Origin of the sequence: Streptomyces sp. NPDC059477 (assembly GCF_042749375.1) — a bacterium.
Classification (GTDB): Bacteria; Actinomycetota; Actinomycetes; order Streptomycetales; family Streptomycetaceae; genus Streptomyces.
The window spans coordinates 26,359-43,313 of the sequence record NZ_JBHYUG010000067.1; the positions used below are offsets into that span (position 1 = coordinate 26,359).

General features: G+C 70.3%; 12 protein-coding genes and 4 tRNA genes. 5 read left to right on the plus strand and 11 right to left on the minus strand.

Annotated elements, in window-relative coordinates:
* Positions 1–103: 103 nt before the first annotated feature.
* Both ACFXAZ_RS27885 and ACFXAZ_RS27890 read right to left on the minus strand, forming a co-directional pair.
* Positions 104–364 carry a DUF3073 domain-containing protein gene (locus ACFXAZ_RS27885; protein ID WP_384596805.1) on the minus strand — a complete coding sequence of 87 codons (261 nt, stop codon included), beginning with the start codon at positions 362–364 and terminating at the stop codon, positions 104–106.
* A 307-nt stretch (positions 365–671) separates the two neighbouring features.
* Positions 672–1,769, minus strand: coding sequence for a Leu/Phe/Val dehydrogenase (locus tag ACFXAZ_RS27890; RefSeq protein WP_384596807.1), 1,098 nt, complete (start codon positions 1,767–1,769; stop codon positions 672–674).
* 306 nt (positions 1,770–2,075) lie between these two features.
* On the opposite strand from ACFXAZ_RS27890, the gene ACFXAZ_RS27895 reads away from it, so the two are divergent.
* Both ACFXAZ_RS27895 and bldC read left to right on the plus strand, forming a co-directional pair.
* Positions 2,076–2,927, plus strand: a complete 852-nt coding sequence (locus ACFXAZ_RS27895; protein WP_384596809.1) for a hypothetical protein — start codon at positions 2,076–2,078, stop codon at positions 2,925–2,927.
* A 502-nt stretch (positions 2,928–3,429) separates the two neighbouring features.
* On the plus strand, positions 3,430–3,636 hold the full coding sequence (bldC, locus tag ACFXAZ_RS27900) for a developmental transcriptional regulator BldC (RefSeq protein ID WP_003949541.1): 207 nt from the start codon (positions 3,430–3,432) through the stop codon (positions 3,634–3,636).
* A 461-nt stretch (positions 3,637–4,097) separates the two neighbouring features.
* Here bldC and ACFXAZ_RS27905 read toward each other — a convergent pair whose 3' ends face one another.
* The 4 genes from ACFXAZ_RS27905 to ACFXAZ_RS27920 all read right to left on the minus strand — a co-directional run bounded on the left by ACFXAZ_RS27905 (position 4,098) and on the right by ACFXAZ_RS27920 (position 10,000).
* Positions 4,098–4,301 carry a DUF6274 family protein gene (locus ACFXAZ_RS27905; protein WP_384596811.1) on the minus strand — a complete coding sequence of 68 codons (204 nt, stop codon included), beginning with the start codon at positions 4,299–4,301 and terminating at the stop codon, positions 4,098–4,100.
* A gap of 213 nt (positions 4,302–4,514) precedes the next feature.
* Positions 4,515–4,589: transfer RNA gene (locus ACFXAZ_RS27910), tRNA-Asp, on the minus strand.
* A gap of 94 nt (positions 4,590–4,683) precedes the next feature.
* Positions 4,684–8,673 carry an ATP-dependent RNA helicase HrpA gene (gene hrpA / locus ACFXAZ_RS27915; protein WP_384596813.1) on the minus strand — a complete coding sequence of 1,330 codons (3,990 nt, stop codon included), beginning with the start codon at positions 8,671–8,673 and terminating at the stop codon, positions 4,684–4,686.
* Between the two features lie 67 nt (positions 8,674–8,740).
* Positions 8,741–10,000 carry an SLC13 family permease gene (locus ACFXAZ_RS27920; protein WP_384596815.1) on the minus strand — a complete coding sequence of 420 codons (1,260 nt, stop codon included), beginning with the start codon at positions 9,998–10,000 and terminating at the stop codon, positions 8,741–8,743.
* Positions 10,001–10,170: 170 nt separating this feature from the next.
* On the opposite strand from ACFXAZ_RS27920, the gene ACFXAZ_RS27925 reads away from it, so the two are divergent.
* Positions 10,171–10,842, plus strand: coding sequence for a DUF6082 family protein (locus ACFXAZ_RS27925; RefSeq protein WP_384596817.1), 672 nt, complete (start codon positions 10,171–10,173; stop codon positions 10,840–10,842).
* A gap of 95 nt (positions 10,843–10,937) precedes the next feature.
* On the opposite strand, the gene ACFXAZ_RS27930 is transcribed toward ACFXAZ_RS27925, so the two are convergent.
* From ACFXAZ_RS27930 to ACFXAZ_RS27950, 5 genes are all read right to left on the minus strand, one after another.
* A tRNA-Phe gene (locus ACFXAZ_RS27930) sits at positions 10,938–11,011 on the minus strand.
* 24 nt (positions 11,012–11,035) lie between these two features.
* Positions 11,036–11,110, minus strand: a tRNA-Asp gene (locus ACFXAZ_RS27935).
* A 37-nt stretch (positions 11,111–11,147) separates the two neighbouring features.
* A tRNA-Glu gene (locus ACFXAZ_RS27940) sits at positions 11,148–11,220 on the minus strand.
* A 79-nt stretch (positions 11,221–11,299) separates the two neighbouring features.
* Positions 11,300–12,949, minus strand: coding sequence for a metallophosphoesterase (locus tag ACFXAZ_RS27945; RefSeq protein WP_384596819.1), 1,650 nt, complete (start codon positions 12,947–12,949; stop codon positions 11,300–11,302).
* 120 nt (positions 12,950–13,069) lie between these two features.
* Positions 13,070–13,420, minus strand: coding sequence for a metallopeptidase family protein (locus tag ACFXAZ_RS27950; protein ID WP_382682242.1), 351 nt, complete (start codon positions 13,418–13,420; stop codon positions 13,070–13,072).
* Positions 13,421–13,688: 268 nt separating this feature from the next.
* Between ACFXAZ_RS27950 and ACFXAZ_RS27955 the strand changes: the two genes are divergently transcribed.
* Together ACFXAZ_RS27955 and ACFXAZ_RS27960 are read left to right on the plus strand one after the other, a co-directional pair.
* Entirely contained in the window at positions 13,689–14,255 is a 567-nt protein-coding gene (locus ACFXAZ_RS27955; RefSeq protein ID WP_384596821.1) for a hypothetical protein, read from the plus strand.
* Between the two features lie 305 nt (positions 14,256–14,560).
* On the plus strand, positions 14,561–16,885 hold the full coding sequence (locus ACFXAZ_RS27960; RefSeq protein ID WP_384596823.1) for a DEAD/DEAH box helicase: 2,325 nt from the start codon (positions 14,561–14,563) through the stop codon (positions 16,883–16,885).
* The last annotated feature ends 70 nt before the right edge of the window (positions 16,886–16,955 follow it).

A 16,955-nucleotide genomic window follows, 5' to 3' on the forward strand; every position in this document is an offset into this window, starting at 1 on the left:
GGCGTGCCTGCGCCGACAACGACGCGCAGGCCCCGAAGGCAGCACAAATCCCGGTCCGGTGTTGAACCCGGACCGGGATGAAACGGCTAAGCCGCTGCTGGCATCACGCGCCGCGACGGTGTTGCGAGGACTGGCTGTCCCCGTCCTCCTCGTCGTCGTCCTCATAGAGGTCGGCATAGCGTGAATACAAGTCTTCGCCGTGCTCATCGTCCTCGAATTGCTCGCCGCCGCTGCTCGGCGGCGGTGGATTCGCTGTCGATGCGCCCAGCTCCTCAGCCAGGCGTGAGAGATCCGTCCCACCGCTGTTGTACTTCAGCTGGCGGGCGACCTTCGTCTGCTTGGCCTTGGCCCGGCCGCGCCCCATGGCTCGACCCCCTCAACGACGGGGCTCGACGGCCCCAGAGTCTTGACACGCGTTCATGATCCGGAACGGGCTCTCCGCAGAGAGACCGGTCCGTAGGGCTTCCACGGTACCTGAGCCCACGCCCATACGGTACGTCGCCCGCAGGAAGGGCGTGTGCACACAACCGTCGAGGAGCCCTGTCCTCGCTGGTCAGTGGCGATTTTAACCACTTATCGGCGGACGACCCGCCGGTCGGAGTGAGAGTTCTCTCCAACAGCCCGCCGGCGGGTACCGCGCAAACCTTCGAGACCGCTGTGAACCGCCCGCGTCAGCGGCGGGCCGCGGCGGCCTCGTGCATCCGCTGCTCGGCGATCCGGTCGGCCGCGGCGGCCGGCGGAACACCGTCCTCCTTCGCACGTGCGAAGATCGCGAGCGTGGTGTCGTAGATCTTCGCGGCCTTCGCCCGGCACCGCTCGAAGTCGAAGCCGTGCAGTTCGTCGGCGACCTGGATGACCCCGCCCGCGTTCACCACGTAGTCGGGCGCGTAGAGGATCCCGCGGTCGGCGAGGTCCTTCTCGACGCCCGGGTGGGCGAGCTGGTTGTTGGCCGCGCCGCACACCACCTCGGCGGTCAGCACCGGCACGGACGTGTCGCTCAGGGCCCCGCCCAGCGCGCAGGGGGCGTAGATCGCGAGATCCTCGACCCGGATCAGCTCCTCGGTGCCGGCCACGGCCCGCACCCGCGGGTGGCGCTCGGTGATCCGCCGTACGGCGTCCTCGCGCACATCGGTCACGAAGATCTCGGCGCCCTCCGCGACCAGGTGCTCCACCAGGCGGTGGCCGACCTTGCCGACGCCCGCGACACCGACCCGCCGGCCGCGCAGCGCGGGGTCGCCCCACAGGTGCTGGGCGCTGGCCCGCATGCCCTGGTAGACGCCGAAGGCGGTGAGCACGGAGGAGTCGCCGGCGCCGCCGTTCTCGGGCGAACGGCCGGTCGTCCAGCGGCACTCCCGGGCGACGACGTCCATGTCGGCCACGTACGTACCGACATCGCAGGCGGTGACGTACCGGCCGCCGAGGGAGGCCACGAAGCGACCGTAGGCGAGCAGCAGCTGTTCGGTCCTGATCTTCTCGGGGTCTCCGATGATCACGGCCTTGCCGCCGCCGTGGTCGAGCCCGGCCATGGCGTTCTTGTAGGACATTCCGCGGGCGAGGTTGAGCGCGTCGGCGACGGCCTCCGCCTCGGTGGCGTAGGGGTAGAAGCGCGTCCCGCCCAGGGCGGGACCGAGGGCGGTGGAGTGGAGGGCGATCACGGCCTTGAGGCCGCTGGCACGGTCCTGGCAGAGCACGACCTGCTCATGGCCTCCCTGGTCCGAGTGGAACAGGGCGTGCAGGACATCAGCGGGTGCGCCGGTCACATCGGTCACGGTGGTGACTCCTGAAGCAAGTAGCGGCGGGTGGCACGGCCGGTGGGCCGTACGGGACGAGACTAGGGCCTGTCGTGTGGATCATCCCGGCATCGTGGGGCCCGGGGCCGGACGAACCGCACCGCGGCCCGCGGTCGGCCCGAATCCGGACGGCAGACCCCGGATCCCCGTCGGCCCGCCGGCCGCGCAGTGCTCTGGATCACCTCCTCCTGGGGTACGTCCGTGCGACGATCTGGATAGTTTTCCCGCACGTCTGGGTGCGGGTCCCGCAGTTTTCCCCGGCAGACCGCGGGGGAGGGAGCAGGCGTGCCCAAGGTGTCCTCGGTGATCGTCCCGTACGCGGCGTACCTGCGGGTGTACGAGCCGCTGGCGGCCTTCCCGGAGCGGGAGCGCGGCCACTGGGCGCGCTATGCCCGGCGCTCCGACCGTCCCTCGTACCAGGACGAACTGCGTCGCTCGCTGGCGGACTTGCTGCCCACCCCGCCGATCGCGGTGCCGGTGCACGAGAGCCCGGACGCCTTTGTGCTGGAGGCGGACGGCGTGGTCCATGTCTGCCCGTGGCGCACCCGGCTGCGCGGCTGGCAGGCGCTGGGCGACCTGGCGGAGGAGTTCCCGGCGCCGGTGCTGGACGCGGTGCTGCCGCCGCTGGTGCGCGACCAGGCGGCCAGGGACTACGAGCGCTGGCTGGCCGGCCACCCGGACGCCCGGCCGTGGATCCGCACGGCGACCTGGCAGGTGCCGCTGAACTGGTTCGTGCTGGTCGCCGACGACGAGCGGGAGTACGCGAAGGCGGCGGCCGACGGGACCGGTGAGGCGCCGGTGCTGCGCTACCGCACCCCGATGGTGCAGGCCCGGCGCCGGGTGGCCCGCGCGCTGCGCACCCTGCGGGACACGGTGGACGAGGGTCCGCTGGTCGAGGGTGTGGTGGAGGTCGGGCGCTGGCTGGAGGAGTTCCATCCGCGCTCGCTGGTCGAGCTGGACTACGGCGGTCTGGTGCACGCCCTGCCGGCCGGCGAGCTGGAGGACGATCACTCGGCGGCGGATGTGGCCGAGGGCATCGAGGCGCTGCGCAAGGGCGACGGTGAGGCGGCGGCACAGGCGTACGGGCGGCTGGTGGAGCGCTGGCGCGCGGTGCGCGATCTGCGCTCGGCGAACTGACGGCCCAGAATATGTGAGGCAAGTCACACGTTTTTGAGGTGGGATACCGCGTACGGTCGACCGCGTGTCCGGGAGTTGACGGGACGTAGGTCCCGATCCGGGCTTTTGTGTCAAGCGTGACAGACCGCACTTACGCGGCTCTTGCCTCCCGTACCCCTCCTCATGCCAAAATAGGACAAGGAGCCCGGGGAGGGCTCTTTCTGAGCATTGCATGCTTTGGGGGGTCTCGTGACTCCTGATCGCCCTGTGACTGATCGTCACGGTGGCGTGACTGTCCGCTATGGCATGGTCCATCGGCTTCCGTCGCTGATGAACACCTGGGAGGGCAATTCCATCGGTTTGGCCGACGCGGCTGGACGGATGGTGTAGTTGTAGTGCCGAGGACAAGCCGTTCGTCCTATAACCGACTCGACTCGCGTCCGCCATTTCGGGCAACGCGGGTCAAGGTGCAGAATTTAGAGGAAAGAACCGAGAACGATCGGTTCTCCCGAGGAGGCCGCTCATGACCGCTCGCACCCCTGATGCCGAGCCGCTGCTGACCCCGGCTGAGGTCGCCACGATGTTCCGTGTCGACCCGAAGACGGTCACGCGGTGGGCGAAGGCCGGAAAGCTCACGTCCATCCGCACGCTCGGCGGGCACCGCCGCTACCGCGAGGCCGAAGTCCGCGCACTGCTCGCGGGCATCCCTCAGCAGCGCAGCGAAGCCTGAACAACTCAATACCGGGCAGATCGGTAGGTCCCCCAACCCGCCGGAACGCCCGAAACCCTAGCTCCAAGCGACGCGGGAACTGCCCCAACAGAACCCACGCCCAAGCACTGCACAGCAACTGAACATCAACAGGGTGCGTCGTCGATCGCGCTGGACTCCGCCGGGTCCAGCGCGATCTTTTTTGTGCCCTGACGGCCGGGGTGCGGGGCAGCCTGTGCGCGGCCTTGTGGGAGTCTGGGGAGGGCTGTCGAAACAGCCGTGGCACCCCTCACAAGGGGGGTGCAATTGCACATATTAAATTGACTAGTTGTAGGGGTGCGGTAAGCCCCATGGTTTTGGAAACTCTCGCGGTGACTACCGTCACATGCCAGGGTACTTGTTGCCACTGGCGTATCTGCGCTAGTGGATGCGCGTGTTCCGGCGCTGTGCGCGGGAGCCGGAGTGGCGCCGGCCGGTGGTCGTCATGCCGGTGAACTCTCGTCCTGTGTGCGGTCGCCGTCGCTGTCGGCCACCAGGGTGGCCGGTGCCGGGGGCGTGCCGTCCATCGCGAGGCGCAGCAGCCGGTGGCAGATGGGGCAGTGCCGCGTCAGATGGCGGTAGGACGACGCGGCCGACAGATGCGCGCGGAGCAACGCCCGCGTCTCGTGCCTGGCCGATGCCGCCATACGCTACCTCCACGTTCCACCGAGGGGCCCGGGTGGAACGGCCCTTGCTCTCCTGGGTACCCATCCAGGTCGCGGGCGTCAAGACGGCTGTCAGGACAGCCGTCGGGAAGAGGCGTCGGTATCGGTGCCGCAGACGGGCATGAAAAAGGCCCGCCACCCTCGACGGGTGCGGGCCCTTGCCGCGTCTTCTCTTCTGCTGTGGTTCTTCTTCTGCGGTCCTGACGGGATTTGAACCCGCGGCCTCCACCTTGACAGGGTGGCGAGCACTCCAAGCTGCTCCACAGGACCAGGTTTTGCGGCGCTTTCCGGTGCGTTGCGCTGCGAGAAGGACTGTACAGGAGGGTGAGCCCACTGGTCGAACTCACCCAGCGTACCGCCGCCGTTACCCAGCGGCGGCGTCGATCGCCTTCACGATCCGCTTGTCGGAGACGGGGTACGCCGTGCCCAGCGCGTGCGCGAAATAGCTGACGCGCAGCTCCTCGATCATCCAGCGGATCTCCCGGACGCTGGACGGCACCGGCCGCCCCTGGGGCAGCTGCTCCAGCAGCCAGGCGTACTCGTCCTGCATCTCGTGGACCTTCTGCATCCGGGCCGTGTCCCGCTGGGCGTTCGTCGCCATCTGCTGGAGCCGGCGGTCCACCGCGATCAGATAGCGCACCAGATGCGGCAGCCGCCCGAGCCCCGTCGCCGTCACGAACCCCGGCCGCACAAGGCCGTCCAGCTGCGCCCTGACGTCCGCCAGGTTCGCCACCAGCACGGCGCTGCGTACGCCCTTCAGACGGCGCTCAGCGGCCTGCCAGGCGGCCAGCACCTGCTGCACCTGGGCGACCGTACGGACCGTGGTGTCCACGATCTCGGCGCGCACCTTGTCGTACAGCTTGCGGTACGACTCCTCGTCCCACGCCGGGCCGCCGAAGTCGGCGATCAGCCGGTCCGCCGCCGCCGTGGCGCAGTCGTCGAACAGGGCCTGGATCGAGCCGTGCGGGTTCGCCGACAGGGCGAGCTTCTGCGGGTTGGTCAGCTTCTCGGAGGCGAACTTCGCCGGGTTGACCGGGATGTTGCGCAGGATCAGCCGCCGGGTGCCCCGCCACATGGCCTCGGCCTGCTCGGCCTCGGTGTCGAAGAGGCGTACGGAGACGGTGTCGCCGTCGTCCACCAGCGCCGGGTACGCCTTCACCGGCTGGCCGGCCCGGCGGGTCTCGAAGACGCGGGTGAGCGTGCCGATCGTCCAGTCGGTCAGGCCCGTGCGCTCCAGGGACTCGCCGCCCTGGCGGGACGCGGTGGCCGCGGCGGCCTGGGAGAGCGCCTGGCGGGCCTTGGGCTTCAGCCGGAGCCGCAGCGCCTCCAGGTCCTTGTCCTCGGCCAGGTTGCGGCGCCGCTCGTCCACGATCCGGAAGGTGATGCGGAGGTGGTCCGGCACCTTCGCCCAGTCGAAGTCCTCGGCGTCGAAGGGGACGCCGACCATTCGCTTCAGCTCGCGGGCCAGGGTGAGGGTCAGCGGCTCCTGCAAGGGCACCGCCCGGTCCAGGAAACGCCGGGCGAAGTCCGGGGCGGGGACGTAGTTGCGGCGGATCGGCTTGGGCAGGGAGCGGATCAGCTCCGTGACGACCTCCGCCCGCAGGCCCGGGATCTGCCAGTCGAAGCCCTCGTCCGTGACCTGGTTGAGGACGTGGAGCGGGACATGGACGGTGACCCCGTCGGCGTCCGCGCCCGGCTCGAACTGGTACGTCACCCGGAACGTCAGCTGGCCCTGACGCCAGTTGTCCGGATAGTCGGCCTTGGTGACCGCCTGTGCCGACTCCCGGACGAGCATCTCGCGCGCGAAGTCGAGGAAGTCGGGCTGCTCGTGCCGCTGGTGCTTCCACCAGGAGTCGAAGTGCGCGCCGGACACCACATGGTCGGGCACCCGCTGGTCGTAGAAGTCGAACAGCGTCTCGTCGTCGACCAGGATGTCCCGGCGCCGGGCCCGGTGCTCCAGCTCCTCCACCTCGGTGAGGAGCTTGCGGTTGTCGGCGTAGAACTTGTGGTGGGTGCGCCAGTCGCCCTCGACCAGCGCGTTGCGGATGAACAGCTCGCGGGAGGTCTCGGGGTCGATCCGGCCGTAGTTCACCTTGCGCTGGGCGACGATCGGGACGCCGTACAGCGTGACCTTCTCGTACGCCATCACCGCGGCCTGGTCCTTCTCCCAGTGCGGTTCGCTGTAGGTGCGCTTGAGGAGGTGCTCGGCGAGCGGCTCGACCCACTCGGGCTCGATCTTCGCGTTGACGCGGGCCCAGAGCCGGGAGGTCTCCACCAGCTCCGCGGACATCACGAACCGCGGCGGCTTCTTGAAGAGCGCCGAGCCGGGGAAGATCGCGAACTTGGCGCCCCGGGCGCCGAGGTACTCGCCGCGCTCCCGGCGGCCGGTGTCCTTGGCCCCCTTCGTCTCCTTCGCGTCCTTGGACTCCTTCACGTCCTTCATCCCGATGTGGGAGAGAAGTCCGGCGAGGAGGGAGACATGGATGCGGTCGCCGGGGGCGTCGTCCTCGTTGAGGTGGATGCCCATCTGCTTGGCGACGGTCCGCAGCTGGGTGTAGATGTCCTGCCACTCGCGGATCCGCAGGAAGTTCAGATACTCCTGCTTGCACATCCGCCGGAAGGAGGACGAGCCGCGCTCCTTCTGCTGCTCCCGGAGGTACCGCCAGAGATTGAGATAGGCGAGGAAGTCGCTGGTCTCGTCCCGGAAGCGGGCGTGCTGCTGGTCGGCCTGGGTCTGTTTCTCGGCGGGGCGCTCGCGCGGGTCCTGGATGGACAGCGCGGCGGCTATGACCATGACCTCGCGGGCACAGCCGTTGCGGTCCGCCTCCAGGACCATCCGCGCGAGCCGCGGGTCCACGGGCAGCTGGGCCAGCTTGCGCCCGGTGTCGGTGAGCCGTTTCCGTGAGTCCTTCTCCGCGGCGTCGATCGCGCCCAGCTCCTGGAGGAGCTGCACGCCGTCGCGGATGTTGCGGTGGTCCGGCGGGTCGATGAAGGGGAACTTCTCGATGTCGCCGAGGCCGGCCGCGGTCATCTGGAGGATGACGGAGGCGAGGTTCGTCCGGAGGATCTCGGCGTCCGTGAACTCCGGGCGGGCGAGGAAGTCGTCCTCGTCGTAGAGGCGGATGCAGATGCCGTCCGACGTACGGCCGCAGCGGCCCTTGCGCTGATTGGCGCTGGCCTGCGAGATCGCCTCGATGGGCAGCCGCTGGACCTTGGTGCGATGGCTGTAGCGGGAGATCCGGGCGAAGCCGGGGTCGATGACGTACTTGATGCCCGGGACGGTCAGTGAGGTCTCGGCGACATTGGTGGCCAGCACGATCCTGCGGCCGGTGTGCGGCTGGAAGACCCGGTGCTGCTCGGCGTGCGACAGCCGCGCGTACAGCGGCAGGACCTCGGTGAACCGGAACGCCTTCTTGGTCAGCGCGTCGGCCGTGTCCCGGATCTCCCGCTCACCGGAGAGAAAGACGAGGATGTCGCCCTTCCCCTCGCCCTGGAGCTCCTCGACGGCGTCGATGATCGCGGTGATCTGATCGCGGTCGGCGTCGTCGGAATCCTCTTCCAGCAGCGGGCGATAGCGCACCTCCACCGGGTACGTACGGCCGCTGACCTCGATGATCGGGGCCTCGCCGAAGTGCCGGGAGAACCGCTCGGGGTCGATGGTGGCCGAGGTGATGACGACCTTGAGGTCCGGCCGCTTGGGCAGCAGCTGCGCCAGATATCCGAGCAGGAAGTCGATGTTGAGGGACCGCTCGTGGGCCTCGTCGATGATGATCGTGTCGTAGGCGCGCAGCTCGCGGTCGGTCTGGATCTCGGCGAGCAGGATGCCGTCGGTCATCAGCTTGACGAACGTGGCCTCGGGGTTCACCTGGTCCGTGAACCGCACCTTCCAGCCGACGGCCTCGCCGAGGGGGGTGTCCAGCTCCTCGGCGACCCGCTCGGCGACGGTCCGGGCGGCGATCCGGCGCGGCTGGGTGTGCCCGATCATGCCGCGCACCCCGCGCCCCAGCTCCATACAGATCTTGGGGATCTGCGTGGTCTTCCCGGACCCGGTCTCACCGGCGACGATCACGACCTGGTGGTCGCGGATGGCGTCGGCGATCACGTCCTTCTTCTGGCTGACCGGCAGCTGCTCGGGGTAGGTGACGGCCGGCACCCGGGAGCGACGCTCGGCCATCCGGCCTGCCGCCTTCTCGACCTCCGCCTCGATCTCGGCGAGCACGGCGGCCCGCGCCTCCGGCTTACGGATCTTGCGGGCGCCTTCGAGCCGCCGTCCGAGCCGGTGCGCATCACGCAGCGACAGGTCGGTCAGACGGGGGGCGAGAGCGCCGAGGGCGGGGGCAGGGTGCGTAGACATACGCGTCCCAGGATCTCACCTCACGGAAAACACTGGCTATCGCTTATTGACCTGGACCTTCCGCGTGTCACGGACCGACGGTCAGCAGCGCGACCCACAGCGCGAGGACGGCCGCGAGCAGCGCGGCGGGCACGGTGAGCAGCCCGAGCAGCGTGAACTCCCGCAACGCCACCTCGTGATCGTGCCGATGGGCGATCCGCCGCCACAGCAGGGTGGCGAGCGACCCGGCGTAGGTGAGGTTCGGCCCGATATTGACCCCGAGGAGCACGGCGAGGACCGCGCCGGGCCCGGCGGGGGCGGCCAGCGGGACCAGGGCGAGCACCGCGGGCAGATTGTTGATCAGGTTGGCGAGCAGCGCGGCGACGGCGGCGGTGCCGAGCAGGGCGGCCGGTCCGGTGCCGTCGGGCAGCAGTCCGTCGAGCGCGTCGCCGAGCCCGTTGTCGACGACCGCCCGGACGACGATCCCGAGGGCCAGCACGAACGCCAGGAACAGCGGATCGGCGGCGCGCAGCACGGCGAGCGGGGTGGTGTGCCGCCGGACCAGCGCGCGGACGGCCATCACACCCGCGCCGGCCGCCGCGGCCCACGCGGGATCGATCCCGGCACCGGAGGCGACGGCGAACCCGCCGAGGGTGGCACCGACGGTGACCAGCGCGAAGAGCGGAACCTCCACGGGCTCCTCACCTCGGACCGGCTCGGCGACGGCCTCCAGATCCTGCCGGAAGAACCCACGGAAAACGACGTACTCGACGGCGATGGCCGCCACCCACGGCAGAAACATCAGCACCGCGAAACGCGTGAACGACAGCCCGGTGGCGGCGAAGGCGAGCAGATTGGTCAGATTGGAGACCGGCAGCAGCAGGGACGCCGTGTTGGACAGATGCGCACTGGCGTACACATGCGGCTTGGGCCGGGCCCCCATCCGCGCGGCGGTGGCGAACACGACGGGCGTGAGCAGTACGACGGTGGCGTCCAGACTGAGCGCGGCCGTGATGACCGAAGCCAGCCCGAACACCGCCCCGAGCAGCCGCCGGGGCCGCCGCCGCGCCCACCGAGCCATCCAGGTCCCGCAGGCGTGGAAGAGCCCCTCGTCGTCACAGAGCTTCGCCAGCACCAGCACGGCCGCCAGAAACCCCACGACGGGCCCGAGCCGCGCGACCTCCTCCCGCACGGCATCGACCGAGATCGCCCCACTGCCGACCACCACCCCGGCCACCGGCACCGCCACCACCGCCTCGGGCCACCGAAAGGGCCGCACGACGGCACCCACCAGCACGACCACCAGCGCCACGACGGAGACGGTTTCCAGGACCACGGCGTCGATCATCCCCGCAGGCGCCTCCGGACGAACAGCGGAGGGCACTCCGGCACCTTGAGGGTGCCCTCTTCTGACCTCGAATCAGGTCCCGAGGCCGGACCGGGACCCTGTTGTCGATTGATCGCCTTCTGTAACCATGGCTCCCACGACTTGCGACGTCACGCGATACGGGGGGCGGGATGGCTATCCCGAGCACGCACGGACGAGCCGGCAGGCGCGTCAAGATTCTCGGCTGTGCCGCCCTGTTGCTCGCGCTGCTCGCGGCCCTGCTCGGCACTCCCTTCGTGCTTCGGGTGGTGGCGCCGGAACGAACCGATTGGTCCGAGCTGAGTGACATCAGTCAGACATATGGAGTGGTATCGGTAGGTGCGTCCGCTCTTGCGTTGGCTGGTGTCGCGGTGTCACTGGTCTATCAGGCTCGGCAGACCCGAGTCGCCCAAGAGGAAGCCGTGCGGGCCGCCCACAGGGAACTGGTGCTCTTCTCGCTGAGTGACCCGGTGTTGCAGGCCTGTTGGGAACCCGCCAGGGATCGGATCACCTCGGAGGAGTGGAAGCGTCGAGCCTTCACCAACTTGATCTTCACAAGGTGGTCAAGCTCCTACATACAGGGACGTACTACAGAGGAGCAGGTGCGGGGGATCTTGCTGGAGCACTTCCGGGGGCAGCCTGCGCGCGTGCACTGGGAGCAGGCTCGCGTCGGATGGATTCGGCACGAGCAGGCAGGCACCAATCGCCGTGCGCGTCAGTTCGCTCGTCTAGCGGAGGAGTGCTACCAGGCGGCGGTCGCGGCGGGCCCTGCGGTTTCGGCGCATGAGTACTTTGAGCCTGAGACCACAGCGTCGGCGGACTGATCATTGCTGTTGGCGCACCGGTTGGCGCGGAAGACACAGAAACGGCCCCCTCGGATGATCTCCGATGAGGCCGTTTGCCCTGGTCAGGGCTGCGGTGGCTGGGGCCGGGGTCGAACCGGCGACCTTCCGCTTTTCAGGCGGACGCTCGTACCAACTGAGCTACCCAGCCACGGTGTTTCACGTGAAACACCAGCGGTCCTGACGGGATTTGAACCCGCGGCCTCCACCTTGACAGGGTGGCGAGCACTCCAAGCTGCTCCACAGGACCAAGCGTTGTGTACGACAGTGTCGCACACGGTGTTGCGTGCCCCCAACGGGATTCGAACCCGTGCTACCGCCTTGAAAGGGCGGCGTCCTAGGCCGCTAGACGATGAGGGCTATCGGCCCGCCTGGGCGCTTCTCAGCGCGTCGGGGACGTGAGAAGCATATGGGATGGCGGGAGGTATCGCCAAAACGGTTATGGGGAGGGTGGGGGGCCGGGTTGAGGGGTTGTGGCGCCCGGCGGGGTTTGGGCGTCCGGCGTGGCGGCCGGAGTGCTCGGGGTGGCCGGGGAGGGTCCTGTGGTCGGCGAAGAGGGCGCTGTGGTCGCCGTCGAGGACTCCGTGGGGGACGGGGTGGCTCCGGGCCGGTTCTCCTCCGGGAGGTGGCGGCTGACCTCCGCCGTGGTCAGGCCCAGGCCGCCCAGACGGATCTCGTCCCAGGCCTGGAGGCGGCGGGTGTCGCGGTCGAAATAGAGGATCGAGGCCTCGATGGGGTCGGGGTTCTTCTGCTCCAGGGCGCGCAGACCGCTGCCGCCCGTCGTGCCCTCGATCCGCAGCCGGGTGCCGTACCGCATCACCTCCATCTCCTGGTGGTGCAGGTGGCCGGCCAGGACGAGCGGGACCTCGCCGTCCGTCTCGCGGGCGGCGTCCGGCTCATGGGCGATGGCGATGTCCACCGGCGTACCCGCCTGCCGCTGGTCGCGCAGCGCGGAGGCGAGACGGGCGCCGGCCAGCGTCTGGGACTGCTCGCCGCCTTCCGTGGCCGTTCGGTCCGGGCTGAACTGCGGGTCGCCCATCCCCGCGAACCGCAGCCCGGCCACGGTCACCGCGCGGCCGTCGTCCAGGACGTGGACGTTCTTGAGGTCCTCCATGTACTCCTGGGTGAGGCCCGAGTCGTGATTGCCGCGGACCCAGACATACGGCGCCCCCAGATCCTCGATCGGGTCCAGGAAGCCGTTCTCCGCCGCCGAGCCGTGGTCCATGGTGTCGCCGGAGTCCACGATCACATTCACCTTGTACTGCTTCACCAGCGAGCCGATGATCTTCCAGCTCGCCGGGTTCAGATGGATGTCCGAGACATGCAGCACCCGGATCGTGGACGGGTCGGGCGCGTACGCGGGGAGCGTGGAGGTGGCGTCGTACAGCTTGGTCACGTTCGTCACCAGCCGGGCCAGCTCCTTCTGGTACACGTCGAACTCCGTGACGATGCTGCGCGCGTCGCCGACCACGGAGGGGGCCGAGGAGAGCAGGCCCGAGAAGCGCGGCTCCAGGACCGACTTCGGGTTCCAGGTGGCGTACGCCGTCCCGGCCGACGCCCCCAGCAGCGCCAGGGCGAGGCCGCCGGCGCCGAGCGCGCGGCGCGGGCGGCGGTAGACCACCAGGCCGAGGGCGGTCGCGCCGACCACCACGGCGACGCAGGAGCGCACCGCCAGGTCGAGGGCGCCGTGGCCGACGTCCTGGGCCACCTCCTCCTGGAGGCCGGAGAGCCGCTCCGGGTGGTCCACCAGGGCCTGGGAGCGGACCGGGTCCAGCTGGTCGACGTTCACGTCCAGCCGGACCGGCGCGACATGGCTGTCCAGGTGCAGCGCCCCCAGCGGGGACACATTGATCTTCGTGCCGCCGCTGGTGGACGGGCGCAGGGTCATCGTCGTGTCCATCGGCCCGATCGGCACCCGCACATTCCCGACGACCAGCAGCCCGAGCCACGCGCCCAGCATCACGACCGCTATCAAGCCCAGGCCCCGGATCCAGGGCCTGGCCTGCGGTACGAGTTCGAGGACCGGCTGGGGGAGCGGGCGGGGCTTCTTCGGGGTGCGGCGGGCGAGGCGGTCGGGGACGCGGGCCATTGATCCCGTATGCCCATGTTCGAGGGCGGATATGCGGTGCCGTATGCCGTATGGGGGGCCTGGAGGGCCTGGGGGCCCGGGGGCTCCTGGGAGGGCTGGGGGTCTGGGGGGCCTGGGGGGTCAGCCCCAGCCGAGTTCGTGGAGGCGTTCGTCCTCGATGCCGAAGTGGTGGGCCACCTCGTGGATGACGGTCACCGCCACCTCGTGGACCACGTCCTCGGGGGTCTCGCAGTAGCGCAGGGTGGGGCCCATGTAGATGCTGATCCGGTCCGGCAGCACCCCGGCGTACCACTCGCCGCGCTCGGTGAGCGGGGTCCCCTCGTACAGGCCCAGCAGGTCGGGGTCGTCGGGGGCGGGTTCGTCCTCCACGAACACCGCCACGTTGTCCATGACCCGCGTCAGCTCGGGCGGGATCCGGTCCAGCGCCTCGCTCACCAGCTCTTCGAACGTCTCGCGTGTCATCTCCAGCACACGTTCATTGTCCGGGATGGGCGGGGGAACGGGGCGGATACGGGATTTCGAGCGGCGCCGGGGCGTTGCGGGGACGTCGTCGGGGTGTCGTCAGGGCGTCCTCCGAGTGGGGTTCCGGTGGGGTTCCGGTGGAATTCGGGTGGGGTTCGGGTGGGGTTCGGGTGAGATCGGGGAGGGCGTGGGACAAGGGCGTACCGCGCGCGTGTCCTCTTGCGGGCGGGGGGAGTTGGGCACGTTGACTTCGTTCACCCCCTCGGAGGTGGCTCTCGTGGGCTCCTTGTACGTTCCCGTCCGCCTGGCCGCCGCCGTGGTGGCAGTCGCCGCGGCTGCCGGCTGTATGAGCGTCGGCGACGACGAAGGCCGGCGGGCCGAACCGTCGCACTCGGCGGGGCAGCAGGGCGGCGAGGCGCCCGACGGGGGCGTGGTGGTCCCGGGCGACGGCGTCGGGTTCGGCGGCGGGGCGGCGGGCGGCGTCCCGGACGGGCACGGGGACGGCAAGGACGGGCGGAAGAAGGACGGGGACGGCGAGGAGGACGAGGGGGAGCCGGGGGAATCAGGGGCGCCGTCGGCGTCCGCGTCGGCCCTGCCGGGTGCCTCCGTGCCGGCGCCGGTCGGCCCCGGACGGACGGTGGCGCCGGGCGGCGATCCGGTGCCGCCCAAACCGCTGCCGACGCCGACCCGTACGACCGAGGAGCCGCAGCCGCCGGAGCCGTCGCCGGAGCCGCCCGCCTCGCCCGAGCCGACGGTCGCCGAGCCGTCGTCCTCCGCGCACGAGCAGACGGGCCCGCAACTGGTGCAGCGGGAGCCGGCGCCGCAGGCGGGGGTGCCGGTGTGAGGGGCGGACGGGCGGACGTACTAGGGGATGTACGGGGGGATGTACGGGTGGGGCTGTGGTGCGGGCCGGTGTGATCAGCCGGTTTGATGGGCGGGATGGCGGGGGTCGGGTATCGATTTGCCTAGCCGGGCTTCGGGTGCGTATGGTGGTAGATCGTTTGATCCCATTTGCCCGGCGCCATCGCAGAGCGCGCCGTGTGGCGCGTTCTCTCCCTTGCCGTGGCAGACCGCATTGAGGCGGTCGTGGTGCGAATCACGGAGTTGACGGGCGCGTGCCGACGAGACTCCGGAAGGTTTCGCATTCGCATGTCCATTTCCACTGCCGATCACGTCGTCGTACCCGAGGACGGTGCCCCTGAGGGCGCGTTCCAGGACGACACCCAGGCCGAGACTCGGTCCGAGGCTCAGGCCGACACTCAGGTCGAGACCCAGGCCGGCCCCCAGGACGAGGTCCAGGCCGACCTTGAGGGCGATGCCCAGGCCGAAGCGGCCGACACCGTCGACACCGACGGTGACCTCGACACCGAAGGCGGCGACACCGCCGCCGACCCGGACGCCGAGCCCGAGATCACCTTCAGCACCCTCGGTCTTCCCGAGGGCGTCGTGCGCAAGCTCGCGCAGAACGGCGTGACCGTCCCCTTCCCGATCCAGGCCGCGACCATCCCGGACGCGCTGGAGGGCAAGGACATTCTCGGCCGGGGCCGTACCGGTTCCGGCAAGACCCTCTCCTTCGGGCTGCCGACCCTGGCCACGCTCGCGGGCGGTCGCACCGAGCGCAAGAAGCCCCGCGCGGTCATCCTCACCCCGACCCGTGAACTGGCCATGCAGGTCGCCGACGCGCTCCAGCCGTACGGCGATGTGCTCGGCCTGCGGATGAAGGTGGTCTGCGGCGGTACGTCCATGGGTAACCAGATCTACGCCCTGGAGAAGGGCGTCGACATCCTCGTCGCCACCCCCGGGCGGCTGCGGGACATCATCAACCGCGGCGCCTGCTCCCTGGAGGACGTGCGGATCGCCGTCCTCGACGAGGCCGACCAGATGTCCGACCTGGGCTTCCTGCCCGAGGTCACCGAGCTGCTGGACCAGATTCCGGCGGGCGGTCAGCGGATGCTGTTCTCCGCGACCATGGAGAACGAGATCAAGACTCTCGTCGACCGCTACCTCCACGCGCCCGTCCTGCACGAGGTCGACGCGGCGCAGGGCGCGGTGACGACCATGTCCCACCACATCCTGATCGTGAAGCCCAAGGACAAGGCGCCGGTCACCGCCGCGATCGCCTCCCGCAAGGGCCGCACCATCATCTTCGTCCGCACCCAGCTCGGCGCCGACCGGGTCGCCGAGCAGCTGCGGGACGCGGGCGCCAAGGCCGAGGCGCTGCACGGCGGCATGACCCAGGGCGCGCGCACCCGGACGCTGGCCGACTTCAAGGACGGGTACGTCAATGTCCTCGTCGCCACCGATGTCGCCGCGCGCGGCATCCACGTCGACGGCATCGACCTCGTCCTGAACGTGGACCCGGCCGGTGACCACAAGGACTACCTGCACCGGGCCGGCCGTACCGCCCGCGCGGGCCGTACCGGCACCGTCGTCTCCCTCTCGCTGCCGCACCAGCGCCGGCAGATCTTCCGGCTGATGGAGGACGCGGGCGTCGACGCCTCGCGCCACATCATCCAGAGCGCGGGCGCGTTCGAGCCGGAGGTCGCCGAGATCACCGGCGCCCGTTCGATGACCGAGGTCCAGGCCGAGTCCGCCGGGAACGCCGCCCAGCAGGCCGAGCGTGAGGTGACCCAGCTCACCAAGGAGCTGGAGCGGGCGCAGCGGCGCGCGACCGAGCTGCGCGGCGAGGCCGACCGGCTGACCGCCCGCGCCGCCCGCGAGCGCGGCGAGGACCCGGAGACCGCGATCACCGAGGCGCGATCCGTGGTGGCGGAGACGGGAGCGGAGGCGGAGACGGAGGCAGTGGTGCCGGTGTCCGTGTCGGTGCCCGAGCAGCCGGTGGCGCGGGAGACGGAGCAGCGGACGGGGACGGGTTCGTCGTCGTACGAGCGGGCTGAGCGGGCTGAGCGCGCTGAGCGGCCGGAGCGTCGGGACGATCGCCGTGATGACCGGCGGGACGACCGCGGTGGATTCCGGCGGGATGACCGTCGGGACGACCGGGGTGGCCGTTCGTTCGAGCAGCGTCGGGACGACCGTGGTGGTTTCCGTCGGGACGACCGGGACAACAACCGTGACCGGCGCGACGACCGTGGGGGTCGCTCCTCCGACCGTCGGGACGACCGTGGCGGACGTTCCTTCGAGCGTCGTGACGACCGGCGTGATGACCGCCGTGATGACCGTCGGGACGACCGGGGTGGCCGTTCGTTCGAGCAGCGGCGCGATGACCGCGGTGGCTTCCGCCGGGACGACCGTCCGGCGCGCCCCTTCGAGCGGCGTGACGAGCGGGGCGGGCACCGGGGCAGCGACCGGCCGTTCAACCGCGACCGGCAGGGCGACCGCCCCGGCTTCCGGGCCGGTGGGCACGAGCGTCCGACCGGTCGCCGCGACGACCACCGTGGTGGTACTGGCACCGGTACCGGCACGGGCACCTTCGGCCGCCGGGACGACAAGCCGCGCTGGAAGCGCAACGGCTGACGCCTGACGCCTGATGGCTGACGTCTGACGGCTGAATCTGATGCCGTGAGGGGCCCCGGGCGCCGAGGGG

Coding starts and splice junctions, on each gene's coding strand:
- ACFXAZ_RS27885 (WP_384596805.1), bottom strand. CDS start 364: ATGGGGCGCGGCCGGGCCAAGGCCAAGCAGACGAAGGTCGCCCGCCAG.
- bldC (WP_003949541.1), top strand. CDS start 3,430: ATGACCGCTCGCACCCCTGATGCCGAGCCGCTGCTGACCCCGGCTGAG.
- ACFXAZ_RS27905 (WP_384596811.1), bottom strand. CDS start 4,301: ATGGCGGCATCGGCCAGGCACGAGACGCGGGCGTTGCTCCGCGCGCAT.
- hrpA (WP_384596813.1), bottom strand. CDS start 8,673: ATGTCTACGCACCCTGCCCCCGCCCTCGGCGCTCTCGCCCCCCGTCTG.
- ACFXAZ_RS27920 (WP_384596815.1), bottom strand. CDS start 10,000: ATGATCGACGCCGTGGTCCTGGAAACCGTCTCCGTCGTGGCGCTGGTG.
- ACFXAZ_RS27925 (WP_384596817.1), top strand. CDS start 10,171: ATGGCTATCCCGAGCACGCACGGACGAGCCGGCAGGCGCGTCAAGATT.
- ACFXAZ_RS27945 (WP_384596819.1), bottom strand. CDS start 12,949: ATGGCCCGCGTCCCCGACCGCCTCGCCCGCCGCACCCCGAAGAAGCCC.
- ACFXAZ_RS27960 (WP_384596823.1), top strand. CDS start 14,561: ATGTCCATTTCCACTGCCGATCACGTCGTCGTACCCGAGGACGGTGCC.